At 71.5% G+C, this 24,633-nt stretch carries 18 protein-coding genes; 11 read left to right on the forward strand and 7 right to left on the reverse strand.

Annotated features, from left to right (window positions below; all coding sequences use genetic code 11):
- Positions 1-75 precede the first annotated feature (75 nt).
- Together OG766_RS25170 and OG766_RS25175 are read left to right on the forward strand one after the other, a co-directional pair.
- The gene (locus tag OG766_RS25170; protein WP_328726258.1) at positions 76-2,544 is read left to right on the forward strand and encodes an MMPL family transporter; all 2,469 of its coding nucleotides are present in this window, start codon (positions 76-78) and stop codon (positions 2,542-2,544) included.
- A 24-nt stretch (positions 2,545-2,568) separates the two neighbouring features.
- Positions 2,569-3,132 (forward strand): GNAT family N-acetyltransferase, encoded by a 564-nt coding sequence (locus OG766_RS25175; RefSeq protein ID WP_266383609.1) that lies wholly within the window; start codon positions 2,569-2,571, stop codon positions 3,130-3,132.
- A 75-nt stretch (positions 3,133-3,207) separates the two neighbouring features.
- Here OG766_RS25175 and OG766_RS25180 read toward each other — a convergent pair whose 3' ends face one another.
- Positions 3,208-4,284 (reverse strand): phosphotransferase family protein, encoded by a 1,077-nt coding sequence (locus tag OG766_RS25180; RefSeq protein ID WP_443045617.1) that lies wholly within the window; start codon positions 4,282-4,284, stop codon positions 3,208-3,210.
- A gap of 291 nt (positions 4,285-4,575) precedes the next feature.
- Here OG766_RS25180 and OG766_RS25185 point away from each other — a divergent pair, with 291 nt between their 5' ends.
- Positions 4,576-4,770, forward strand: coding sequence for a hypothetical protein (locus OG766_RS25185; protein WP_266383611.1), 195 nt, complete (start codon positions 4,576-4,578; stop codon positions 4,768-4,770).
- 60 nt (positions 4,771-4,830) lie between these two features.
- Positions 4,831-7,902, forward strand: coding sequence for a helix-turn-helix transcriptional regulator (locus OG766_RS25190; RefSeq protein WP_423247201.1), 3,072 nt, complete (start codon positions 4,831-4,833; stop codon positions 7,900-7,902).
- A gap of 122 nt (positions 7,903-8,024) precedes the next feature.
- Here the strand turns inward: OG766_RS25190 and OG766_RS25195 are convergent, their stop codons facing one another.
- Both OG766_RS25195 and OG766_RS25200 read right to left on the reverse strand, forming a co-directional pair.
- Complete coding sequence (locus OG766_RS25195; RefSeq protein WP_266383617.1) at positions 8,025-9,185, reverse strand: PQQ-dependent sugar dehydrogenase; 1,161 nt, start codon at positions 9,183-9,185, stop codon at positions 8,025-8,027.
- Between the two features lie 147 nt (positions 9,186-9,332).
- Positions 9,333-10,334: an aldo/keto reductase gene (locus OG766_RS25200; RefSeq protein WP_266383620.1), complete on the reverse strand. Its 1,002-nt coding sequence runs from the start codon at positions 10,332-10,334 to the stop codon at positions 9,333-9,335.
- Between the two features lie 90 nt (positions 10,335-10,424).
- On the opposite strand from OG766_RS25200, the gene OG766_RS25205 reads away from it, so the two are divergent.
- From OG766_RS25205 to serA, 6 genes are all read left to right on the forward strand, one after another.
- Complete coding sequence (locus OG766_RS25205; RefSeq protein ID WP_266383623.1) at positions 10,425-11,375, forward strand: 2-hydroxyacid dehydrogenase; 951 nt, start codon at positions 10,425-10,427, stop codon at positions 11,373-11,375.
- Positions 11,376-11,758: 383 nt separating this feature from the next.
- Positions 11,759-14,611, forward strand: a complete 2,853-nt coding sequence (locus OG766_RS25210; RefSeq protein ID WP_328726260.1) for a putative bifunctional diguanylate cyclase/phosphodiesterase — start codon at positions 11,759-11,761, stop codon at positions 14,609-14,611.
- A gap of 228 nt (positions 14,612-14,839) precedes the next feature.
- Complete coding sequence (locus OG766_RS25215; RefSeq protein WP_328726261.1) at positions 14,840-16,726, forward strand: acetolactate synthase large subunit; 1,887 nt, start codon at positions 14,840-14,842, stop codon at positions 16,724-16,726.
- Positions 16,727-16,748: 22 nt separating this feature from the next.
- On the forward strand, positions 16,749-17,273 hold the full coding sequence (ilvN, locus tag OG766_RS25220; protein ID WP_019889675.1) for an acetolactate synthase small subunit: 525 nt from the start codon (positions 16,749-16,751) through the stop codon (positions 17,271-17,273).
- A gap of 183 nt (positions 17,274-17,456) precedes the next feature.
- Complete coding sequence (gene ilvC / locus OG766_RS25225) at positions 17,457-18,458, forward strand: ketol-acid reductoisomerase (RefSeq protein ID WP_266383631.1); 1,002 nt, start codon at positions 17,457-17,459, stop codon at positions 18,456-18,458.
- A 287-nt stretch (positions 18,459-18,745) separates the two neighbouring features.
- Complete coding sequence (gene serA, locus OG766_RS25230; RefSeq protein ID WP_328726262.1) at positions 18,746-20,347, forward strand: phosphoglycerate dehydrogenase; 1,602 nt, start codon at positions 18,746-18,748, stop codon at positions 20,345-20,347.
- 170 nt (positions 20,348-20,517) lie between these two features.
- Here the strand turns inward: serA and OG766_RS25235 are convergent, their stop codons facing one another.
- From OG766_RS25235 to OG766_RS25250, 4 genes are all read right to left on the reverse strand, one after another.
- On the reverse strand, positions 20,518-20,898 hold the full coding sequence (locus OG766_RS25235) for a peptidase inhibitor family I36 protein (protein ID WP_266383636.1): 381 nt from the start codon (positions 20,896-20,898) through the stop codon (positions 20,518-20,520).
- A complete protein-coding gene (locus OG766_RS25240; RefSeq protein WP_328726263.1) occupies positions 20,895-21,572 on the reverse strand; it encodes a hypothetical protein in 678 nt (225 codons plus the stop codon). Before OG766_RS25240 ends, OG766_RS25235 begins: the two co-directional genes overlap by 4 nt.
- A 3-nt stretch (positions 21,573-21,575) precedes the next feature.
- On the reverse strand, positions 21,576-21,959 hold the full coding sequence (locus OG766_RS25245; RefSeq protein WP_328726264.1) for a hypothetical protein: 384 nt from the start codon (positions 21,957-21,959) through the stop codon (positions 21,576-21,578).
- A gap of 154 nt (positions 21,960-22,113) precedes the next feature.
- Positions 22,114-23,520 (reverse strand): helix-turn-helix domain-containing protein, encoded by a 1,407-nt coding sequence (locus OG766_RS25250; RefSeq protein WP_328726265.1) that lies wholly within the window; start codon positions 23,518-23,520, stop codon positions 22,114-22,116.
- A 183-nt stretch (positions 23,521-23,703) separates the two neighbouring features.
- Between OG766_RS25250 and OG766_RS25255 the strand changes: the two genes are divergently transcribed.
- A complete protein-coding gene (locus OG766_RS25255; protein WP_328726266.1) occupies positions 23,704-24,630 on the forward strand; it encodes a proline dehydrogenase family protein in 927 nt (308 codons plus the stop codon).
- The last annotated feature ends 3 nt before the right edge of the window (positions 24,631-24,633 follow it).

A 24,633-nucleotide genomic window follows, 5' to 3' on the forward strand; every position in this document is an offset into this window, starting at 1 on the left:
GAGTGATGTTCCGTAGGTCATGCGTTCTTTACGGGCAGTTCCCAGTGAAGATCCACGAACCAGGGAGCTCGTCCGTTGGCCGCCATCGCCCGGTGGTGCATCAGGCACCGTCTCGTTGCCGTCCTGCTCTGGCTGCTCACCCTTGGCGGTGTCTCGGTCGCGGCGGGCTTCGCGGGCACGTCGTACTCCTCCGACTACGACGTGCCGGGTACCGAGTCGGGCCGGGCCACCGAACTCCTCCGGGACGGCTTCCACGGCCAGGGCGGTGCCGGGGAGACCATCGTCTGGCACAGCGAGCACGGCAGCGTACGGACCGCCGCCGTCAAGCAGCGCACGACCGCGATGCTCAAGCAGGTCGCGCGGCTGGACGGGGTCGCCTCCGTCACCGGTCCGTACGAGACCACCGCGAAGGCTCCTGCCGCGAAGGCGTCCAAGGGCACGGGCAAGAGGGCGTCCGAAGCCAGGTCGAAGGACAAGGCCGAGACCAAGGACAAGGCCGAGACCAAGGCCGAGACCAAGGCCGAAGGCGAGACCAAAGCCGAGACCAAGGCCAAAGCCGAGGCCAAGGGCGACGCGAAAGCCAAGACCACGGACGGCAAGCGCGATGACAGCGCCGCCGCCGCGGCGGCCGCAGGCGGCACCGGAGGCGTCCTCGGCCCGGACGGCCCCGTACAGATCAGCGAGGACGGCCGCACCGCCTACGCCACGGTCGTCTTCGACGCGCAGGCCGAGGACGTTCCCAGGGCTCAGGCGCAAGCCGTCGTCGACACGGCCAGGACGGCCGCCGGCGACGGACTGCAGGTCGAACTCGGCGGCAGTGCCACTGCCCTGACCGAGGCGCCCACCTCGCACATCGCCGAGATCGTCGGCGTCGGCGTCGCCGCTGTCGTCCTCTTCCTCGCCTTCGGCTCGCTCGCCGCCAGCCTGCTGCCCATCGCCACGGCACTGGTCAGCGTCGGCACCGCGTACTCGGGCATCGCGCTGCTCGGCCATGCGATGGACGTCGCCGACTTCGCGCCCGTGCTCGGTCTGCTGATCGGCCTCGGCGTCGGCATCGACTACGCCCTGTTCATCGTCACCCGGCACCGCAAGGGCCTCAGACGGGGACTGCCGGTCGCCGAGGCCGCCGAACGTGCCGTGGCGACCACCGGGCGCGCCGTCGTCTTCGCCGGCCTGACCGTGTGCATCGCGCTGCTCGGCATGCTGATCCTGCGCCTCTCCTTCCTCAACGGAGTGGCGATCGCCGCGTGTCTGACGGTCCTCCTGACCGTCGCCGCCTCGGTGACCCTGCTGCCGGCCCTGCTGTCCTGGATCGGGATGCGCGCCCTGGGCCGTCCCGAGCGTCGCCGCTTCGCCCGGCGCGGCCCGCGGCCGGAGCTCCCGACCGGATTCGCCGCCCGCTGGTCCGCCTTCGTGGAGCGTCGTCCGAAGCTGCTGGGGCTGGTCGCCACCGTGGTGATGGCGGTGCTCGCGCTGCCCACCTTCTCGCTCCACCTCGGCACGTCCGACCAGGGCAACAGTCCCGCCACCAGCACCACCCGCAAGGCGTACGACCTGATCGCCGAGGGGTTCGGGCCCGGCACCAACGGTCCGCTCACCCTCGTCGCCGCGCTCGACGGCGCCGACGACCGACTGGCGCTGCAGAAGCTGCCCGCCGTTCTCCGGGACACCGAGGGCGTCGCGTCCGTCAGCCCCATCACCTTCAACGGCAGCGCCGACACGGCCGTACTCACCGTCGTACCGGAGACCTCGCCCCAGTCGCAGCGCACCAGCGAGCTCGTCGACCGGCTGCGTTCGGACGTCCTGCCCGTCACCGAGAGTGGTACCTCGCTGGAGGTGTACGTGGGCGGAGTGACCGCGAGCTACGACGACTTCGCGGGGATCATCGTCGGCAAGATGCCGCTGTTCGCCGGCGTGGTCATCGCGCTCGGCTGTGTGCTGCTGCTGCTCGCCTTCCGCTCGGTCGGCATCCCGGTCAAGGCGGCGCTGATGAACGTGGCCGCGGTCGCCTCCGCGTTCGGTGTCGTCGTCGCGATCTTCCAGTGGGGCTGGGGCAGCGAACTCCTGGGACTGGGCAGCGCCGGGCCGATCGAACCCTTCCTGCCCGTGATCATGATCTCGGTGCTCTTCGGGCTCTCCATGGACTACCAGGTGTTCCTGGTCAGCCGGATGTACGAGGAGTGGCTGGAGACCGGGGACAACCGGCGTGCCGTACGCGTCGGGCTCGCCGAGACCGGGCGCGTGATCAACTCCGCGGCGGTCATCATGATCTCCGTCTTCCTCGCGTTCGTTCTCAGCGGAGACCGCGTCATCGCCATGTTCGGCATCGGACTCGCCGCCGCCGTCGCACTGGACGCGTTCGTCCTCCGTACGCTGCTGGTTCCGGCGTTGATGCACATGCTGGGCAGCGCGAACTGGTGGCTGCCCCGCTGGCTGGACCGCTGGCTGCCCCGTATCAGCATCGAAACTCCCGAGAGGCTTTCGCCCGCACATGCGAAGATCCCGGAGTTGCGTGTGAGCGAGGACAGCCCGCTCGCGCGGTAGCCCACCACGAGGAGAGGGAGCGGGATGTTCGCGATACCCCTGGGGGACGGCGCCGAGCTGCGGCCCATCGGCCCCTGGCAGGCGGAGGAGTTCCTCGACCACATCGGACGGGCACGGGAGTACGCCGGCCCGTGGGTGCCGCTCACGGTGAACGTGACGGACGTCGAGTCGGCCCGCGCGCTGCTCCAGAGCTACGCCGACAAGCAGGCCGCGGACACCGGCCACCTCTGGGCCGTCCGGCTGGACGGCGTCCTCGTGGGCGGAGTGCTCTTCCGGATCTTCGACACCCAGAGCGAGTCCTGCGAGGTCGGCGTCTGGCTGGAGCCGTCCGCGGCCGGCCGGGGGCTGATCACCCGGGCCGTCGAGCACCTCATCGACTGGGCGGTGGACGAACGCGGGATGCACCGCGTCGAATGGCTCGCCTCCTCCGCGAACCAGCGCTCCCTCGCCGCCGCCAAGAGGCTCGGGATGAGCCGTGACGGAGTCCTCCGCGAGAGCTTCCCGTGGCAGGGCGTCCGCCACGACATGGAGGTCTGGTCCGTGCTGGCCCCCGAGTGGCGCGAGCGGCGCGCGGCCGACCGGCGCTGATCGCCGAGGCGACCGCGGCGCCGGGTCGGGCCGGCGGGGCGATCGTGAACCGCCGGCCCCGACCCGGCCGGGGACTCAGCCGAACCGGTCGAAGAGAGCCTGGAGATAGTCCTCCAGCCTGCCGGTGAGGACCTCGGAGGTCAGATCCGTACGGCCGAGCTCCCGCCAGGGGAGTCCGACCTTCTCGGCGTCCGGTGCGAACGCCAGCGCGTCCAGCAGCCGCCAGTACAGCTGCGCCGCCGGATCCTCGGCGAGCCTCCCGCCGGCCGCCAGATACAGGTCGGCGAAGCGCATGCCCGTGGGAGCACCGTGCAGCAGGGCCAGCGTGGTGGAGCAGTGCGCCACGTCCAGGTCGGCCGGTCCCCACGACGTCTCCACCCAGTCGACGACCCCGCTGATCCGCAGGTCGTCGCCGGTGCCCGAGCCGGTGCCGGTGCCGGTGCCCGCGCCCGAGTCCGAGTCCGTGCCCGAGTCCGTGCCCGAGCCGGTGCCCGTGCTCGTGTCGGTGCCGGTGAAGAGCACGTTGCCCGGGTGGAAGTCACGGTGCAGGAAGCACCCCTGGTACTCGGGCGGTGCCTGCCGGATCACCTCCACCGCCCGCTCCCACAGTCCGGGCCGTCCGCCGTCCGCAGGCGGCGTGACCCGCTCGGCGGAGGTCCACGGCTGGTAGGTGCGCGGGCGTGACTCCTCGGTCACCCGTACCCGGTGGATGCGCAGCAACTGCTCGGCGAGCAACTGCGCCCGCCGGCCGACGCCTTCGTCCTGGACCCGTACTCCGCCCGGCAGCAGGGTCATCAGCAGCGAGGGGAAGTCGCAGTGCTCCGCGGTCGCGTCCACGGCGACGAGCGAGGGCGCGGGCACCTCCGTTTCCCCGAGCAGCCGCAGCACGTCCGCCTCGCGACTCAACAGGCCCGGCGCATGACGTACGAAAAAGGGTCTGACGAAGGACCGCAGCACCATCGCGCGCTCCCCGGCGGGGCCCTCGATGCGCAGGCGCCGCATCTCGGAGGTCCAGCCTCCGCGCAGTCGTACGGCCTCGGTGACGTGCTCGCCCTCGGCCAGCGCCTTGGTCACCCAGGCGTGCGTCGCCGCCCGGTCCTCGCTCCGGTCATGTCCGGCCTCCGCGCCCCATGCGGCGCCCCCGTTCCCGATCACTGCCGCAGGCTATCGTCCGGGCTCGCGCACCTGGCCTGCCCGCCTTACGTGCCCGCCTTACGTGCCCGCCCGGCTCGGGCATCGGAACCCTCGGTGGAGCCCCACCCGGTCGTGAACCGGGGGGACTTAGGTCGACCGGGCCCTCCGGACGCGCCCGTCTAAGGACCTCGCGGCGCGAAGATGCGGCACTCTCCCGATGCGGGCGCACCCCCTTGGGGACGAGAGTTGAGACATCGCGGAAAGCGAAGGCCCCCACAGGCCGCCGGCCCCGTCACCAGGGAGAACATCATGTTCGAGCACCACCTTCACGAGATCCGGCACGCCGAGATGCTCCGCCGGTCGGAGAACGAGCGGCTGGCCCGCGAAGTACGCGACGCACGCCCTGCCACCCGGCGGGCCGCCCGCCGTGCGGGCCGCTCATCGGCCGTACACGCACCGGAGGGCCGGGTGAGCAGTCAGGGCCGGTACGCCCGGATCGCCTGACCGGCCCGGGACATGACGGTCACCCTGAAATTCCCCGCCGACGGCCCGGACCTCTGTGCGATGCTCGGCGGCGTGGAGACCAGGTCCGTCAGCCCCGTGTTCGTCGGTCGCACCGGCGAACTGACCGCACTTGCCCATGCGCTCTCCCGCGCCACCGCGGGAGAGCCGCAGGCGTTGCTCATCGCGGGCGAGGCCGGAGTCGGCAAGTCCCGGCTCGTCGAGGAGTTCCACGACGAGGCGTGTCGCGAGGGCGCCGTCTTCGCCCTCGGCGGCTGCGTCGAGATCGGCGCGGACGGGCTGCCCTTCGCGCCGTTCTCCACCGCGCTGCGGGCCCTGCGGCGGCAGTTGCCCGACGAACTCACCGCGGCGGCCGTGGGCCAGGAGGAGGAACTGGCCCGGCTGCTGCCCGAGCTCGGCGAGTCCCCGCCCGGCCGGCGGGGCAGGCCCGACGAGGACAGCACGGCCCGGCTCTTCGAGCTGACCGCCCGTCTGCTCGAACGCATGGCGGTGGAACGTACGGTCGTCCTCGTACTGGAGGACCTCCACTGGGCCGACGCCTCCACCCGTCACCTCCTCGCCTACCTTCTGCGCACCCTGCGCCGCGGCCGTCTCGTCGTCATCGCCACCTACCGATCCGACGACATCCACCGCCGCCACCCGCTGCGGCCCCTCATCGCGGAACTCGACCGGCTGCGCACCGTCCAGCGCGTCGAACTGCCCCGCTTCAGCCGCGACGAGGTCGCGCGCCAGATGGCCGGCATCCTCGCCGCGGAACCGGCCCCGTCGCTCGTCGACGACATCTTCGAACGCTCCGACGGCAACGCCTTCTTCGTCGAGGAACTCGCCGTCGCCGCCCACGAGGGCTGCCGGACCGGACTGACCGACTCCCTTCGCGACCTCCTGCTCGTCCGTGTCGAGAGTCTGCCCGAGCACACCCAGCGGGTCGCCAGGATCGTCGCCGAGGGCGGCTCCGCCGTCGAGCACCCGCTGCTCGCAGCCGTCGCCGGTCTCGGCGAGGACGAACTCATCGAGGCGCTGCGCGCCGCCGTCGGCGCCAACATCCTGCTCGCCACACCCGACGGCGACGGATATCGCTTCCGGCACTCCCTGGTGCGCGAGGCAGTCAGCGACGATCTGCTCCCGGGCGAACGGTCCCGCCTCAACCGCCGCTACGCCGAAGCCCTGGAAGCAGCCCCCGGCATCGTCCCCGCCGACCAGCGGGCCACCCGGCTCGCCAGCTACTGGTACCACGCGCACGACGCGGCGCGTGCCCTCCCCGCCGTGCTGCTCGCGTCCGTCGAAGCCCGCAAACGGCACGCCTACTCCGAGCAGTTGCGGCTTCTGGAACGGGCCATGGAGCTGTGGGACGACGTCCCCGCGGAGGCCCGCTCCACACTCCGGCCGATGGACTACGCGGGCGCCTACCCGCCCTGCGGCTGCGACCCCGGCACCACCCCGCTGCGCTTCCTCGACCTGCTCGCCGAGGCCGCCGTCGCCGCCCGGCTCTGCGGCGAACGCGAACGTGCCCTCAAGATCGTCAAGACCGCCCTGCGGCTGCTGGCGGCCGAGGACGACGCCCCGGACGCCACCCACTCCGGCGGTACGGACTTCCAGCGCGCGGCCTGGTTCTGGACCGAGCGCTCCAAACTGGTGCAGAACCTGGCCCGCGGCGACGGCTGGGAAGAGATAGCCACCGCCCAGGAACTGGTGCGCGGACTCCCGCCGTCGGCCGTCCACGCCCAGGTCCTGGCCACCGCCGCCGGCTGGGGCATGCTGCACGCTCCCGGGCCGGAGAGCCTTGCCGCCGCTGAGCGTGCCGTCGAGTACGCCCGCCTCGTCGACGCCGAGGAGATCGAACTCAACGCCCGCCTCACGCTGGGCGGCCTCATGGTCGACGCCGGCGACATCGACGGTGGTCTCGCCGAGATGTGCGCAGTGCGGGACCGCACCCTGGAACTCGGACTGGTCGCCGAGGCGGGACGCGCCTACACCAACATCGTCTCCCAGCTCCAGTCGCTCGGCCGCTCCCGCGAAGCGGTGGCCGCCGGGGCGGAAGGGCTGAAGCTCTGCCTCACCCATGGCCTGGTGGACAACGCGGACTGGGTCCTCGGCAATCTCGTCTCCGCCCAGTTCTCGATCGGCCTCTTGGACGAGGCGGAGCGTGGTGCTCTCCGGCTGCTCCAGACCGCGCACAGCTCCAAACCACGCGGCGCCGCGAGCTGCCTCCTCGCCCGGATCGCCCTCACCCGCGGCGAACCGGTCACCGCCGCCCGCCACTTGACGGATGCCGTCGAGCACTACGGCCCGCACGATCCGATGCCGCAGAACTCCCTTCTGCTCGCCCGTGTCTCCCTGGCGATCGCTGCGGCGCAGGGGCGAGTCGCCGATGTCCGGGCCGAGTTCGCCCGGGCCGCGGAGGGCGGCTTCCCCACCGGCACCCATCGCTACGCCTGGCCGATGGTGCTCCTCGCCGCCACCACCGAGGCCGAGTCACGCGGTCTCCCGGCAGCCGAGGACGGCCGCGCCGAGGCGCTCCGGCTGATCCGCGCCACCGCCAAGCGGCTCGCCGCACCGGTGGCCCTCTGGCAGGCCCACGCGCTCTACGCCGAGGCCGAACTGCTGCGCGCCGAGGGCCGGGAGAGAGCCGACCGCTGGCGGGAGACGACCGCCGCCTTCGCACGCCTGGAGCGCCCTTACGAGCTCGCCGTCGTCCAGCTCCGCACGGCGGACGCCCTCCTCGGCGAGGGCGGCCGGCGGGACGAGGCCGCCGCGCTGCTCCGGGCCGCCCACACCGCCGCACGGAGCCTCGGCGCCCGCCGGCCCGCAGAGGACGCCGAACTGCTCGCCCAGCGCGCCCGCATCCGTCTCACCGCGCCGGAGCCGGAGCCCGAGCTCATGTCCGCCACGGTCCCGGCCCCCGCCGAGGACTTCGGGCTGACCCCGCGCGAACAGGACGTCCTGCGCCTGGTCGCGGCAGGCCGCACCAACCGCCAGATCGCAGAGGAGCTCTTCATCTCACCCAAGACCGCGAGCGTCCATGTCTCCAACATCCTGGCCAAGCTCGGCGTCACCGGCCGGGGCGAGGCAGCCGCCCTGGCGCACCGCCTCCGCCTCTTCCCGGCGACCGCCTGACCGCGTGACTGCGCCTGACCACCGGATGGCGTGACTGCCTGACCGCGTGACTGCGCCCGACCACCGGATCGCGTGACTGCCCGGCCGCATGACGCCCCTCACCGCGACCGTGCGGCAAGGTGTCACTCGACCTGCAGCCGCAGGACCCTGTCGTCACCCGGTTCGGGCGTGCCCCGGTTGTCCGTCTCACTCGTGACCAGCCAGATCTCGCTCCCACCGCCGGAGCCGGCGACCGGCAGGACCGTACGCAGCCGGCCGTACTTCCCTTCCAGGAACGGCTGGGGTTCGGCGGACGGTGCCGCTCCGGCCAGCGGGATCCGCCACAGGCGCTCACCCCTCAGACCGGCCATCCATATCGATCCCGCGGCGTAGGCGATCCCGCTCGGGGACGCCTCCTCCGTCCGCCACTGGGCCACCGGGTCCGCGAAGCCCGGCTTGCCGCCCTTGCCCTCGACCTCGGGCCAGCCGTAGTTCTTGCCGGGCTCGATCAGATTCAGCTCGTCCCAGGTGTTCTGCCCGAACTCGGCGGCCCACAGCCGCTTCTGGGAGTCCCAGGCGAGACCCTGCACATTGCGATGGCCGTACGAATAGACCACGGAATCCGCCGACGGATTGCCGTGCAGCGGCTCCCCGTCCGGGGTCATCCGGAGGATCTTGCCGCCCAGCGACTTCTTGTCCTGCGCCAGCCCCGTGTCTCCCGACTCGCCCGTGCCCGCGTACAGCATCTTGTCGGGGCCGAAGGCGATCCGTCCGCCGTTGTGGATGCGGCCCTTGGGGATGCCCCGGAGGATCGTGTCGGGAGCGCCGAGCTGCTGCCCGGCCGGCTTGCCCTCGTCGTAGAGCATGCGGGCGATGCGGTTGTCCGAGGCGGTGGTGAAGTAGGCGTAGACGAGGTTGTCGGAGGCGAAGGACGGGGAGACGGCCAGCCCCATCAGGCCGCCCTCACCGGCCGGGGCGACGCCCGGCACCGAGCCTATGACCGTCTTCTTGCCGGTCTCGGCGTCGATCCGCGTGATCGTGCCCTCGTCACGCGACGACACCAGCAGATCGCCGTCGGGCAGGGCGGCCAGGCCCCAGGGGGACTTCAGATCCCGGGCCAGAGTGGCCGCGACCTTCACCGACCCCTTCGCCGGCGGTGCGCTCGCGCCCGCCCCGCCGGCCGTGGCGGACGGGGAGACCTGACCGGACGGGGCGGCGTCGTGGCCCCCCGTCGGTCCTGTCCCGCCGTCGGACGAGCACCCGGTGGCGAGCAGCAGCGCGGCAGCGGCCAGCACGGCCGTCACAGCTGAACGTTGCACTGTTCTTGATCCCTTCGCCGGGGAACGGGTGGCGTGAGCCGTACGAGCCGCACGCCTACTGTTCATACACCGCAACCCGGCCCGAGGTTCCCGATCTTCGCGAGGACCGCGGCGATTGCGGGACACAGGCCGTCACTGATCCCAGGATCCCCTGGCCGGCGGCAGTGCCGCGATCTCGGCGACGTCCCGGTCGGTCAGCGCCAGCCGCGCGGCCGCCGCGTTCTCCACGGCCCACCGCTCCCGCTTGGCCCCCGGAACCGGCACGACATGACGACCCTGCCCCAGCACCCAGGCCAGCGCCACCTGGGCCGGGGTGGCACCGGGGCCATGCCGCCCGGCGACCCGCCGCAGCCCGGCCACCAGCGGCTGGTTCGCCGCCATCATCTCCGCGGTGAACCGCGGGTGCCGCGCCCGCAGATCATCCGGTTCGAACCCCTCCCCGGGCGTCAGCGTGCCGGTGAGGAAGCCGTTGCCCAGCGGCATCGCGGCCAGAAAGCCCACACCCCGCGCCTCGCACCACGGCAGCAGCGTGCCGAGCGCGTCCGGAGACCACACCGAAAGCTCCGCCTGGACGGCGCTCACCGGGAAGACCTGCTGCACCCGCTCCAGCTGCCGGATCGTTCCGTCATGGAGCCCCGCACCCGGTCTGCGCGCGGCACGCGCTCCCACCGCGCACAGCCCCAGGGCCCGTACCTTCCCCGCGGACACCAGCTCCGCCATCGCACCCCAGGTCTCCTCCACCGGGACCTCCGGGTCCGCGCGATGGAGCTGGTACAGATCGATGACGTCGGTCCCGAGCCGGCGCAGCGAGGCGTCGCACGCCCGCCGCACATAGCCCGGCCGGCCGTTCGCCACGAGGTGCTGGTCACCGACCAGCAGCCCGACCTTCGTCGAGACGAAGGCGTCGGCCCGCCGCTCCTTCAGCACCCTGCCGAGCAGCAGTTCATTGGTGAACGGGCCGTACATGTCGGCCGTGTCGAGCAGACTCACCCCCGCGTCGAGCGCCGCGTGCACGGTGCGCAGCGACCGGTCACCACGCTGCTGCGAACGGGTGTACGCCCAGGTCATCGGCATACAGCCGAGGCCGATCGCGCCCACGCCGAGCGCCGCCGCACCGATTGTCCTGCGGTCCACCTGCTCGTACCCCTCCCTGTGCCGCTCCCCAAACTAACGTCTGCCTGCCGGGGCGCCGCGCTCAGCCTCCCGGCGGTTAGCCTCCTGACCATGACTGCTGACGTGTGGCTCCCCATTCCGGCCGACCAGATCGAGGGGCTCCCCGCTCCCGCGGAGTCGGGACTCAACTACCGCTTCTGGGACGGCGGACGGGACTTTCCCGCCGACCCCGCGGACTGCGTCTTCTACGCCGTCCCGTACATGAGGGGCACGGAGGTCGCGGTACGCCCGCTGGCCGCCATGACATCCGTGCGGGTCGTTCAGACCCTCTCGGCCGGCATCGATCACGTCGAACCGGGCCTCGGTACGCTGTCCGCGGGCGTACGCCTCTGCAATGCCAGGGGAGTCCACGAGGCGAGCACCGCCGAGCTCGCCCTCGCCCTGATTCTCGCCTCCCTGCGTGGCATCCCCCGTTTCGTGGAAGGCCAGCGGCGCGAGGAGTGGTACGCGGGCTTCTATCCGGCGCTCGCCGACAAGTCGGTGCTGATCGTCGGCTACGGCTCGATCGGCGCCGCCATCGAGGACCGGCTCGCGCCTTTCGAATGCGCGCGGGTGGCGCGCGTCGCGCGCTCCGCACGTACCACCGAGCGCGGCGAAGTGCACGCACTCACCGACCTGCCGGAGCTGCTGCCCGAGGCCGACGTCGTGATCCTTTCCACCCCGCTCACGCCGGCCACCCGCCATCTCGCGGGCGGCGGCTTCCTGTCCCGGATGAAGGACGGCGCCCTGCTGGTGAACGTCGCCCGCGGACCGGTCGTCGACACCGAAGCCCTGCTCAAGGAGGTCGAGACCGGCCGGATCACCGCCGCCCTCGACGTCACCGACCCCGAGCCGCTGCCCGCCGGCCACCCGCTCTGGCACGCCCCCGGCGTACTCATCAGCCCCCATGTCGGCGGCTCCACCTCGGCGTTCATGCCGCGCGCCAAGCGCCTGCTCGCCGGACAGATCGCCCGGTACGCGACAGGAGAGCCTCTGCGAAACGTGGTCCTCACGACCGAATAGACGCCACACTGGAACGCGCCGGACACGCAGCGGAGTCGGGCGGATGCATCCTGTGTCGGTGAACTCGCCTGTAGTCACTGAGAGTAGATAAGCTATGTCCCTGAGTGACGACTCTGGTGTATCGTCCCGACTTGGGGGCTGCGTCGGGTTCGAGATCGGCGCTGCGGAGCGATCAGACTTCGAGGGGGGCGACGGGCGATGCACGGCCAATGGACAAACCATCCGACGCGGCGGGGGCGCCGCCGACCACCCTCGCGCGCTCCGATGCGCGGACCGGTCGTCCCGACGGGCGGGCCGGACGTCCCGCGCAGGCGCACCCGAGGCGGCATGCATGTCCGCCCCCGTCGGCGGAGCCGGCTGAAAGCGCTGTCGGGAGCGGGCCGGTGAGCGCCCCGGCCGCACTCCTCGCCCGCCGCCCGGTCCAGGAGAGCGGTGGTACGGGACTGCTCCCGCAGGTGCTGCTCGGTCTCGCCAGCGGGGGCTACGCCCTCGGTGCCGCCCTGGGCTGGGGATCCGAGCAACTCGCGCTGATCATGGGTGACTTCGGGCTCAGTGTCGCCGCCCTGATTGCCTCGGTCTCCTGTTTCCTCTACGCGCGTGCGCGCGACAGCCGCTTCCGGCCCGCCTGGGTCCTGTTCGCGGTCTCCTCCGCCATGGCCGCCTGTGGGAACGCGGTCTGGGGCTGGTACGAGGTGGTCCTCGGCCGCGCGGTGCCGAGCCCGTCCCTGGCCGATCTGTTCTTCCTCTGCTTCGCGCCGCCCGCCATCGTCGGACTGCTCGTCCTCGCCAAGCGGCCGGTCACCCGGGCCGGCTGGGTCTGTCTCGCGCTGGACGCCTGGCTGATCGGCGGCTCACTGCTCACCCTCTCCTGGAGCCTCGCCCTCGCGCACACGGCGCATTCCGAGGGGGAGAGCGTGGCCGAGGCGGCGCTGGCCCTCGCCTATCCGCTGCTTGACATCGTTCTCGTCAGCATGGTGCTCGCCCTCCACTTCCGCCGGTCGCACGTCAACAGGTCGGGGATCAACACGGCGATCGCCGCGCTCGCCCTGACCGTGCTGTGCGACGCGCTGTTCACCTCACCGCTGCTGCGGGAGAACTACCGCTCGGGACAGCTGCTCGACGCCGGCTGGTTCGCCGCGTCGCTCCTTCTCGCGTACGCGCCCTGGGGAGTGCGCAGGCTGGAGCCGAGCGCCGGACCTCCCCGCGCCGCCCGCCCCGCCGTCCGGCCCATCGCCGGCTCCCTCGCCGCCCTCACCCCGTACCTGGCGGCGGCCGTCTGCACGCTCGGCATCCTCTACAACGTCATCGAGGACCGCAGCGTGGACCGGGTCGTGGTCTTCACCGGCTGCACCGTCGTCCTCGCCCTGGTCGTCCGGCAGGGCATCATGCTGCTCGACAACATCGCCCTCACCCATGAACTGGCCCAGAAGGAGAACCACTTCCGCTCCCTGGTGCAGGGCTCCAGCGATGTGATCATGATCGCCGCGCCGACGGGCATACTCCGCTACGTCAGCCCGGCCGCCGCCGGAGTGTACGGCCGCGACGCGGACGAACTCATCGGCTCCGAGCTGGCAACACTCATCCATCCCGAGGACCTCGGCCGGGTCGTGCACGAGGTGCGCCGCTTTCTGGCCGCTCCCCCTTCGGAGGAGCCCACGACCCGGATCGAGTGCCGCTTCAGGTCCGGCACCGGCCAGTGGCTGAACGTCGAATCCACGGTCAAGCGCCACCAGGGCGGGCTGATCTTCAACAGCAGGGACGTCACCGAACGGGTGCGCCTCCAGGCCCAGTTGCAGCACAACGCCGAGCACGACCCGCTCACCGACCTGCCCAACCGGGCGCTGTTCACCCAGCGGGTGCGGCAGGCGCTCGGCGGCCGCCGGGCCGGCGACGCGGGCACGGCCGTGCTCTTCATCGACCTGGACGGCTTCAAGGGCGTCAACGACCGCCATGGCCACCAGGCCGGGGACGAGCTGCTGATCCAGGCCGCCCGCCGGCTCCAGGACTCCGTACGGGCCGGTGACACCGCGGCCAGGCTCGGCGGTGACGAGTTCGCCGCCCTCATCCTCGGCGACGGCTCCAGGGACGGTCCCGCCCGGGAGCTCCAGGTACAGGAGATCGCCGACCGGTTGCGGCTCATGCTCTCCCAGCCCTACCGGGTCGAGGGCAACGAGGTGCGGGTGGCCGCGTCGATCGGCGTCGCCTTCGCCGAGCCCGGCATCAGCGCCGGCGAGCTGCTGCGCAACGCCGACCTGGCCATGTACCGGGCCAAGGCCGGCGGCAAGGACAGGGTCGAGCTGTACGTGCCCCAGATGCAGGCCGATGTCGTCCGCCGGACGGACCGGGCCACCCGGCTGCGCACCGCGCTCCACGAAGGCGAGTTCGCGCTGCTCCACCAGCCCGTGGTCAGCCTCGCCGACGGCCGGATCGCGGCCGTCGCCGCGCAGGCCCGCTGGAGATCGGCCCAGGGCATCCTCTTCACGCCCGCCGAGTTCCTGAGGGTCGCCGATGACGGCGGCCGCACCGCGGAGCTCGGCCACCGGCTGCTGGAGGAAGCCGTCGAGCAGGCGGCGGAGCGTGGCCGGCTCGGCCACCGGGCGCCCGTGTCGGTGCGGCTCCCCGCCCGCCGGTTGCTGGACCGGTCCATGCCCCTCGGCTCCATCGAGGGTCTGCTCACCCGCCATGGACTGCCGTCGGGCTCCCTCGTGATCGAGCTCGCCGACAGCGACCCGCGGATCTCCTTCGACGAGCTGGAGCAGCGCCTCGTCGCGCTGCGCAGACTCGGCGTACGGATCGCCCTGGACGGCTTCGGCAGCGGGTACGCCGCGATCAACGCACTGCGCCGGCTCCCCATCGATGTGCTGAAACTCGACCGGGGCCTGGTCGAGGGCGTCGTGGAATCGGCCAGACTGCACAAGATCACCGCGGGACTGCTGCGGATCGCCCGCGACCTCGGCATGCAGTCCGTGGCGGACGGTGTGGACGTGCCGGAGCAGGTGCTGGCCCTGCGTGCCATGGGGTGCACCCACGGCCAGGGGATGGCCTTCTCGGGGCCGCTCGACGAGTACCGGCTGCGCCGCGCCCTGGCGTGCGGCGAGTTCCCGGTGCCCGGAGGGGCCGCCCTGCCGGTCCTCTCGGGCCGTGCGCTGCCCGCCCGGCGCTCCCCGGCGCCGCCGGAAGTCTTCGAGCATCCCCCGATGCGCTCAAATAATGAGACGCCTGTCCCACCCACTTGACAGTGACAGTGCGCCGGGGGGAGGGTCAGTGCCATGCGCACCCGAATTCTCGTACTTGGAAAGCGCGTCGGCTGAAGCAGGGCCCTGCACGGGCTCTGCAGACCGCACCGGCGCGCTCCCCTCGCTTGCCTCACGGCACGAGGGGTTTTTTGTTGCACTGGTACTTATCAAAACCCCGCAAAACCCCCAGCTTCGAGACCCGCAGAAACCCTCAGCTTCGAGAAGAGAATGCCGATGACCGAGCAGGCCACCGGGGCCCACCATCCGCAGCCGCGGGCCCGTACCGGCGGACAGACCACCGTCACCACCGAGCACGTCACGGGCGCGCAGTCCCTCATCCGCTCTCTCGAGGAAGTCGGGGCCGAGACGGTGTTCGGCATCCCCGGCGGCGCCATCCTCCCCGCCTACGACCCGCTGATGGACTCCTCCCGGGTGCGCCACATCCTGGTCCGTCACGAGCAGGGCGCCGGCCACGCCGCCACGGGCTACGCGCAGGCCACCGGCAGGGTCGGCGTGTGCATGGCCACCTCGGGTCCCGGCGCCACCAACCTGGTCACGCCGATCGCCGACGCCCACATGGACTCCGTCCCGCTGGTCGCGATCACCGGCCAGGTCGCGAGCAAGGCCATCGGCACGGACGCCTTCCAGGAGGCGGACATCTGCGGCATCACGATGCCGATCACCAAGCACAACTTCCTGGTCACCAAGGCCGAGGACATCCCGCGGACGATCGCCGAGGCCTTCCACATCGCCTCCACCGGCCGCCCCGGACCTGTCCTGGTCGACATCGCCAAGGACGCCCTCCAGGCGCAGACCACCTTCAGCTGGCCCCCGGTGACCGAGCTGCCGGGCTACCGGCCGGTCACCAAGCCGCACGCGAAGCAGATCCGCGAGGCCGCCAAGCTGATCACCCAGGCCAAGCGCCCGGTGCTGTACGTCGGCGGCGGCGTGCTCAAGGCCAATGCCACCGCCGAGCTGAAGGTCCTCGCCGAACTCACCAACGCCCCCGTCACCACCACCCTGATGGCGCTGGGCGCGTTCCCCGACAGCCACCCGCTGCACGTGGGAATGCCGGGCATGCACGGTGCGGTCGCCGCCGTCACCGCGCTGCAGAAGGCCGACCTGATCGTCGCCCTCGGTGCCCGCTTCGACGACCGGGTCACCGGAAAGCTGGACAGCTTCGCCCCGTACGCCAAGATCGTCCACGCCGACATCGACCCGGCCGAGATCGGCAAGAACCGCGCCGCGGACGTCCCGATCGTCGGGGACGCCCGCGAGGTCATCGCCGACCTGGTCCAGGCCGTCCAGGCCGAGTACAGCGAGGGCAACGCCGGGGACTACAGCGCCTGGTGGCAGGACCTCAACCGCTGGCGCGAGACCTACCCCCTCGGCTACGACCTGCCGGACGACGGCAGCCTCTCGCCGCAGCAGGTCATCCAGCGCATCGGCCAGCTCGCCCCCGAGGGCACCATCTACGCGGCCGGCGTCGGCCAGCACCAGATGTGGGCCGCCCACTTCATCGACTACGAGAAGCCGGCCACCTGGCTGAACTCCGGCGGCGCCGGGACCATGGGCTACGCCGTCCCGGCCGCCATGGGCGCCAAGGCCGGAATGCCGGACCGCACCGTCTGGGCGATCGACGGCGACGGCTGCTTCCAGATGACCAACCAGGAACTGGTCACCTGCGCGCTGAACGGCATCCCGATCAAGGTCGGGATCATCAACAACGGTGCGCTGGGCATGGTCCGCCAGTGGCAGACGCTGTTCTACAACGAGCGCTACTCCAGCACCGTCCTGCACTCCGACGAGACCGGCCACCGCACGACCGGCTCCCAGGTCGGCGCCAGCCAGACGCCCCGCAAGGGCACCCGCGTCCCGGACTTCGTGAAGCTGGCCGAGGCCATGGGCTGTGTCGCCCTGCGCTGTGAGGACCCGGCCGATCTGGACAAGGTCATCGCCGAGGCCAACGCGATCAACGACCGCCCGGTCGTGGTCGACTTCATCGTCCACGAGGACGCCATGGTGTGGCCGATGGTCGCCGCCGGCACCTCCAACGACGAGGTCCTGGCCGCACGGGGCGTCCGCCCCGACTTCGGCGACAACGAAGACGACTGAGCGAGAGAGAGACACCCCGACCATGTCCAAGCACACGCTCTCCGTCCTGGTGGAGAACACCCCGGGCATCCTGGCCAGGATCGCCGCCCTGTTCTCCCGTCGCGGCTTCAACATCGACTCGCTCGCCGTCGGCGTCACCGAGCACCCCGACATCTCCCGCATCACGATCGTGGTCAATGTCGAGGACCTGCCGCTGGAGCAGGTGACCAAGCAGCTCAACAAGCTGGTCAACGTCCTGAAGATCGTCGAACTCGAGCCCAGCGCCGCGATCCAGCGCGAGCTCGTCCTGGTGAAGGTCCGTGCCGACAACGAGACCCGCTCCCAGATCGTCGAGATCGTCCAGCTCTTCCGCGCCAAGACCGTCGACGTCTCGCCCGAGGCCGTCACCATCGAGGCCACCGGATCGAGTGACAAGCTCGACGCCATGCTGAAGATGCTGGAGCAGTTCGGCATCAAGGAACTCGTCCAGTCCGGCACGATCGCCATAGGGCGTGGCGCCCGTTCCATCACGGACCGCAGCCTGCGCGCCCTCGACCGCAGCGCCTGACCCGGCACGCCTGACCCGGCACGCCTGACCCGGCCCGCCCGGCCGGCGCGCCACCCGGGCGGTGCCACCGGACGGTGCGACCAGCACCCGGTCGCACCGCCCGGATGGCGAGACCAGAAGACCCCCTCATCCCTCCCCGCCGTACGGTGGGATGCAACACCAGCACACCCAAGGAGAAACCCAGTGGCCGAGCTGTTCTACGACGACGACGCCGACCTGTCCATCATCCAGGGCCGCAAGGTCGCGGTCATCGGCTACGGCAGCCAGGGCCACGCCCACGCGCTGTCGCTGCGTGACTCCGGTGTGGACGTCCGCGTCGGTCTGCACGAGGGGTCCAAGTCCAAGGCCAAGGCCGAGGAGCAGGGCCTGCGCGTGGTGACGCCGTCGGAGGCCGCCGCCGAGGCCGACGTCATCATGATCCTGGTCCCGGACCCGATCCAGGCCCAGGTGTACGAGGAGTCCATCAAGGACAACCTGAAGGACGGCGACGCCCTCTTCTTCGGTCACGGCCTGAACATCCGGTACGGCTTCATCAAGCCCCCCGCCGGTGTGGACGTCGCGCTCGTCGCCCCCAAGGGCCCGGGTCACCTGGTGCGCCGTCAGTACGAGGAGGGCCGCGGCGTTCCGTGCATCGCCGGTGTCGAGCAGGACGCGACGGGCAACGCCTTCGCGCTGGCGCTCTCGTACGCCAAGGGCATCGGCGGCACCCGCGCCGGCGTCATCAAGACCACCTTCACCGAGGAGACCGAGACCGACCTGTTCGGTGAGCAGGCCGTCCTGTGCGGTGGCACCTCCGCGCTGGTCAAGGCGGGCTTCGAGACCCTGGTCGAGGCCGGCTACCAGCCCGAGATCGCGTACTTCGAGTGCCTGCACGAGCTGAAGCTGATCGTGGACCTCATGTACGAGGGCGGCCTGGAGAAGATGCGCTGGTCGGTCTCCGAGACCGCCGAGTGGGGCGACTACGTCACCGGCCCGCGGATCATCACGGACCAGACCAAGGCCGAGATGAAGAAGGTCCTCGCCGAGATCCAGGACGGCACGTTCGCCAAGAACTGGATGGACGAGTACCACGGCGGTCTGAAGAAGTACAACGAGTACAAGACGCAGGACGAGAACCACCTCCTGGAGACCACGGGCAAGGAGCTGCGCAAGCTCATGAGCTGGGTCGACAACGAGGAGGCGTAAGCCCCGGTGCGGCGGGTCCTTCGGGGCCCGCCGCACGTCGTTCGGACGGTCCCCGGATCCGTCCCCCTGGAGCCCGCGCGGTTCAGGAACCGCCGTTGGACACCAAGTCCAACCCGGACGGGTGATCCTTCCGCCAAGGCGGAGAACCAGCCGCTCAGCACCACTAGAGTGGTCAGTACATACGCGTCAGGTCAGGCCCACAGCGTCGTGCGTCTTCCACGCGGCTAGCCCCTCCACCGCCAGCGGCCGTCGGGACGGCCGTCCGCATTGGACCAGTGAGGACTCACGTGAGCACTGCGCCCCGTAAACCCGTTGTACTCATTGCCGAAGAGCTGTCGCCCGCCACCGTGGACGCGCTCGGCCCGGACTTCGAGATCCGGCACTGCAACGGCGCGGACCGCGCCGAGCTGATCCCTGCCATCGCCGATGTCGACGCGATCCTGGTCCGCTCCGCCACCAAGGTCGACGCCGAGGCGATCGCCGCCGCCAAGAAGCTCAGGGTCGTCGCCCGCGCCGGTGTCGGACTGGACAACGTGGACGTCTCCTCCGCCACCAAGGCCGGCGTGATGGTCGTCAACGCGCCGACGTCCAACATCGTGACCGCCGCCGAGCTCGCCTGCGGTCTGCTCGTCGCCACCGCGCGCAACATCCCGCAGGCCAACACCGCGCTGAAGAACGGCGAGTGGAAGCGCTCCAAGTACACCGGCGTGGAGCTCAGCGAGAAGACCCTCGGTGTCGTCGGCCTCGGCCGGATCGGTGTGCTGGTCGCCCAGCGGATGTCCGCCTTCGGGATGAAGATCGTCGCGTACGACCCCTACGTACAGCCCGCGCGTGCCGCGCAGATGGGCGTCAAGCTGCTGACGCTGGACGAGCTGCTGGAGGTCTCGGACTTCATCACCGTCCACCTCCCCAAGACGCCCGAGACGCTCGGCCTGATCGGTGACGAGGCGCTGCACAAGGTCAAGCCGACCGTCCGCATCGTCAACGCCGCGCGCGGCGGGATCGTCGACGAGGAGGCGCTGTACTCGGCGCTCAAGGAGGGCCGGGTCGCGGGCGCGGGCCTCGACGTGTACGCGAAGGAGCCGTGCACCGACTCCCCGCTGTTCCAGTTCGACCAGGTCGTCTGCACCCCGCACCTCGGCGCTTCCACCGACGAGGCCCAGGAGAAGGCCGGTATCTCGGTCGCCACGTCGGTACGTCTCGCGCTCGCCGGTGAGCTGGTCCCGGACGCGGTCAACGTCCAGGGCGGAGTCATCGCCGAGGACGTGCGCCCGGGTCTGCCGCTCGCCGAGAAGCTCGGCCGGATCTTCACCGCGCTGGCGGGCGAGGTCGCGGTCCGTCTCGACGTCGAGGTCTACGGCGAGATCACCCAGCACGATGTGAAGGTGCTCGAACTGTCCGCGCTGAAGGGCGTGTTCGAGGACGTGATCGACGAGACCGTGTCGTACGTGAACGCGCCGCTGTTCGCGCAGGAGCGCGGTGTCGAGGTCCGTCTCACCACCAGCTCCGAGTCCCCGGACCACCGCAATGTGGTGACCGTGCGCGGCACGCTCTCCGACGGCGAGGAGGTCGCGGTCTCCGGCACGCTGGCCGGGCCCAAGCACCTGCAGAAGATCGTCGCCGTGGGTGACTACGACATCGACCTGGCGCTGGCCGACCACATGGTCGTGGCGCGCTACGAGGACCGCCCGGGTGTCGTCGGCACGGTCGGCCGGATCCTCGGCGAGGCCGGGCTCAACATCGCGGGCATGCAGGTCGCGCGGCAGGAGGAGGGCGGCGAGGCGCTGGTCGTGCTGACCGTCGACGACACCGTGCCGCAGCCCGTGCTGAACGAGATCGCCGAGGAGATCGGTGCGACGTCGGCCCGTTCGGTGAATCTGACCGACTGACGCCGGGGTCTCGGCCCGTCGACACCCGTACCCACCCCGTGAACGCTTCTGTGCTGGGCGCGTTCGAGGGGTGGGTACGCCGCGTTCAGAGGCCCTGAGGGCGATCATGGTGTGGCCGGCGCCGGGAACGGCCCCGCACATGACGTGCGGGGCCGGCTGGGCGGGGGTGTTCAGCAGCCCATGGCCCAGGTGTGGGAGTCGCCGTTGTCGTTGGCCGCACCGTTGTAGTTGACCTCCTGGCCCGGAGCCAGACAGATCGTCATGTGCCCGCCCAGATTGGCACTTGAGTACACCTTGACGTGGTCCTTGATGCCGGGGCCGGAGATGCCGTGGTTCGCCCACGAGGAGTCCTCGTCGGCGATCCAGCTCTCCCACCAGTGGTCGTCGCCCGACCAGTTGGCGCGCTGTCCGCTGAAGTCCGCGTTCTCCCAGGTGCAGAACTCCCCGCTCGGGCAGTCGGCGGCCCCGGCCGGCGAGGCGGCCGCGGCGAGAGCGCCGGCGAGCAGAAGGACGGCGGTCGCGGCGGAGGCGAGGGTGCGCTTCACGGTCATGGAGTGGGAAAGCCTTTCTCTGTGGTGTTCCTCTGGAGATGCGCGGAGGAGAGCTCCGCCGCGCGATGCAGTGCGCGGGTGCGCAGCCGCGTATAGGCGTCCAGCTGGTCGCGCCGCAGGGCGCGGACCTCGGCCAGCCGGGCGGGTTCGAGCCGGGCCTCCACGTCGGCCAACCCGCTCTCCCGCGCGCAGTGGCCGGCGGTGGACGACGCGGTGCAGCGGGTGAACCGCGCGAGGGCGGCGCGATGGGCCGGATCGGTCCGCATCCGCGCCCCGGCCTCCGTACGCACGTTGTTGTAGGTCACCTGAGCCCGGAACCAGCGGCGCTGGTCGCCGTAGAGGGCGCGCTGGGCGGAGGCCAGACAGCCGTCGGTGTGGGCGCTGACGGTGTGGCCGCCGGGGAGGGTGAGGGACAGCTCGGCCGGGCCGGTGCCGAAGAGGGCCGCCTGGAGCCGCCTGCCCTCGGCGGGGGACGCGGGTCTCGGGCCGGTGGTGCTCAGCCCCTGGTCGGCCAGGCAGCGGGACACCAGAACCTGCTGGGCGGACCGGATGAGGTCGTCCCTGGCCCGCTCGGTCGTGGGCAGGGCGGGCCCGGAGGGCCCCGTGGCACAGCCCGACAGGCCCGACAGGACGAGCGCCGCGGTGACGGCGCCCGCCGTGCGGAGAGCGCTCACGGGTCAGCCGGCCTCGCAGCCCTGGTTCGTGTCGGCGACCCCGTCGATCCGGGAGCCCCAGGACCAGTTGTCGCTGTAGTCGTACGCGCGGATCAGCCGGGCGTAGCAGGTGCCGCGGGCCCAGTCGATCGCGTACACGTCGCGGTTGAGGTCCGAGCGGAAGGACACCGCCTTGTCGTGCAGGAACTCGGGAACGTCCGCATAGCCCGGTGGGCCGTAGCACCATCCGGTGCCGTGCTGTCCGGCCCCGGTCCAGAAGCACACCTGCCCGGGGGCGTGCGCGGCCGGGGGCCCGGCGGCGTGCGCGGCCGCGGCCGGGGCGGGGAGGAGCGCCGGGACGAGGGCGGCGAGGGCGGCGGCTGCGGGCATGGCGAGTCTGCGGAGCATGACGACTCCCGGTGTGCGGTGGAGGAGGTCCCCGTCCAAGGGCGACGGGGGTGCGATGGACGCGATCAAGCTGCCCTGCCCCGATCACCGCCATGCGTCATTCACCCGAAGGGGTACGCGACCGCCGGAAGGAGCGTTTCTGCAGGTCACGGGCTCAGAGACGTACGGCCTTCAGCGCCATGTGCAGCAGCAGCCGGTCCTCGCCCTCGTCCAGATCGAGGCCAGTGAGCTGCTCGACCCGGGAGAGCCGGTAGTAGAGGGTCTGGCGGTGGATGCCGAGGGCGGAGGCGGCGCGGCCCGCCTGGCCCGCACAGTCGAGGAACACCTCTGCCGTGCGGGCGAGTTCGGCATGGGCCGGGCCGAGCAGGGGGGCGGTCGCGGGGTCCGGCGAGGGCGCCGGAGGGAGCGCGGTGAGCAGCCGGTACGGGCCGATCGACGCCCAGTCGGCGATCGGCCCGAGCCGGGGCTCGGCCCGAGCGGCGCGGGCGGCGGAGGCGGCCTCGCGCCATGAGGTGCTGAGATCACCGATGCCGCGCCGGGGGAGTGCGATGCCCGCGACGGCGGGCCCTGCGGATGCGGACCCCGCGGACCCCGTGGTGCCGGACAGCCGGCCGGCCGCGGTCACGGCGGGAGCGAGCACATCGGTGGCGCGCAGCCGCACGAGCACGGCGAGCGCATGGCCGCCGTCCTCGGTGTCGGACGGCTGCGCTTCGGCGGCCCTCGCGCCGCTGTGGTTGCCCGCCCGGGACGCGCCCGTCCCCGTCCCCCCTCCTGCCGCCTCCCCGCCGGAGGCCCCACGACCGGTCCTGCCGCCGTGCCCGGTCGCGCCCGGGCCCGTCGCCTCGCCGCCCGGCTGCCTGCGACCGGCCGCGCCGCCGCCCGTACCGGACCTGGTGTCACCCGGAGAGCCGTACGCAACGGCGGCCGTCGGCCACAGCCACGGAACCGTGCACAGCGCCGACGCCCCCGCGACCGTGCGCGCCGACGGGGCCTCACCGGACGGCCACGGCGCCACGCACACCACCGCGTGCAGCCCGTCCGCGTCCGGGCCCAGCGCCGTGCGGAGGGCCGCGAGGGCCATGTCGTACTGCCAGCCGCGTTCGGCGGTCAGCACCGCGCGGAACTCGCGGGACAGATCAGTGCCCGCCCGCTCCTCGTCGGCGAGCAGCAGGCCGATCCGGTCGGTCACCTCCATCGCCGCGGACAGCTGTTCATGGGTCGGCCCGGGGTCGGCGTCGAGCAGCCAGACGTAGCCGAGGACGATCGCGCGATGGCGGACCGGCAGACAGATCCGGTCGCGGAAGACCCCCGCCTCCGGGGCCGCCGGGATCCGCACCGGGCCGGTCGCCCGTGCGATGCCGAAGCCCTCGAACCAGGCCCGGACCGCCGGTGTCGACTTCCTGGTGAGGATCGAACGCGTGCGGACGGGGTCCATGGCGCTGTCGTCGTCGCTGTCGTGCGCGCCGAAGGCGATCAGTTCGAAGTCCCGGTTCTCCAGGGTCGCTGGGGCGCCGAGCAGCCCGGAGATCTCGTCGACAAGGTCCTGGTAATCGCCCTTCACCCGGACATTCTCGCACCGGTCGGGCGCCTCTTCAGACAAATGTCTGAAGAAGGGGGACCGGATGCGTGACAGCTGTAGATGGCCCAGCATCGGACCGATATCTAGGTTTCACGGTGGTTCTCCGTGCCGTACCCGGATCGTTGGGTTTCGGCCCCCCGCTATCCGTGTTCCGTGGAGGTGCCCGTGCTGGGTCCCGTGATCCTCGCCGCGTCGCGCAGCGACAAGATGCGTCGCCTTGTGTCGGCCGCCCCGATGACGAAGCCGGTGGTCAACCGCTTCATTCCGGGCGAGACGGTCGACGAGGTCGTGCCGATCGTCGCGGACCTGACGGACAAGGGCCTCGAGGTCACCCTCGACGTCGTGGGCGAGGACATCACGACCCGCGAGCAGGCCGCCGCCGCCCGCGACGCCTACCTGGAGCTGATCGAGCGGCTCGCGCCGCTGGACCTCGGCACGCGGGCCGAGATGTCGGTCAAGCTGTCGATGTTCGGCCAGTCCCTGGAAGGCGGCCACGAGCTGGCGCTCGCCAACGTCCGCCCGGTCGTCGAGGCCGCCGCCGCGATCGGCACCACGGTCACCCTGGACGCCGAGGACCACACCACCCTCGACTCGATGTTCGCCGTCCACGAGGAGCTGCGGAAGGACTTCCCGGCGACCGGCTGTGTGATCCAGGCGTATCTCTTCCGCACCGAGGAGGACGCCCGCCGCCTCGCCGCGAACGGCAGCCGTGTGCGCATCGTGAAGGGCGCGTACAAGGAGCCGGCCTCGGTCGCGTACCAGGACAAGGCCGAGATCGACAAGGCGTACGTCCGCATCCTGAAGATCCTCATGGACGGCGCGGGCTACCCGATGATCGGCTCCCACGATCCGCGACTGATCTCCATCAGCCAGGAGCTCGCGCGCCGTGCCGGGCGCAAACTGGACGAGTACGAATTCCAGATGCTGTACGGCATCCGCGGCGAGGAGCATGTGCGGCTGGCGGCCGAAGGGCACCGGATGCGTGTGTACACCGCGTACGGGACCGACTGGTACGGCTACTTCATGCGCCGCCTCGCCGAGAAGCCGGCCAACCTCCTGTTCTTCGCACGGTCGATGATCACCAAGAACTGACCC

The organism is Streptomyces sp. NBC_00259 (genome assembly GCF_036181745.1).
Classification (GTDB): domain Bacteria; phylum Actinomycetota; class Actinomycetes; order Streptomycetales; family Streptomycetaceae; genus Streptomyces; species Streptomyces pratisoli.

Excerpts from the sequence above, each read along its gene's own strand:
- OG766_RS25175 (WP_266383609.1), top strand. The coding sequence starts at position 2,569 with ATGTTCGCGATACCCCTGGGGGACGGCGCCGAGCTGCGGCCCATCGGC.
- OG766_RS25185 (WP_266383611.1), top strand. The coding sequence starts at position 4,576 with ATGTTCGAGCACCACCTTCACGAGATCCGGCACGCCGAGATGCTCCGC.
- OG766_RS25190 (WP_423247201.1), top strand. The coding sequence starts at position 4,831 with ATGCTCGGCGGCGTGGAGACCAGGTCCGTCAGCCCCGTGTTCGTCGGT.
- OG766_RS25205 (WP_266383623.1), top strand. The coding sequence starts at position 10,425 with ATGACTGCTGACGTGTGGCTCCCCATTCCGGCCGACCAGATCGAGGGG.
- OG766_RS25215 (WP_328726261.1), top strand. The coding sequence starts at position 14,840 with ATGCCGATGACCGAGCAGGCCACCGGGGCCCACCATCCGCAGCCGCGG.
- ilvN (WP_019889675.1), top strand. The coding sequence starts at position 16,749 with ATGTCCAAGCACACGCTCTCCGTCCTGGTGGAGAACACCCCGGGCATC.
- OG766_RS25235 (WP_266383636.1), bottom strand. The coding sequence starts at position 20,898 with ATGACCGTGAAGCGCACCCTCGCCTCCGCCGCGACCGCCGTCCTTCTG.
- OG766_RS25245 (WP_328726264.1), bottom strand. The coding sequence starts at position 21,959 with ATGCTCCGCAGACTCGCCATGCCCGCAGCCGCCGCCCTCGCCGCCCTC.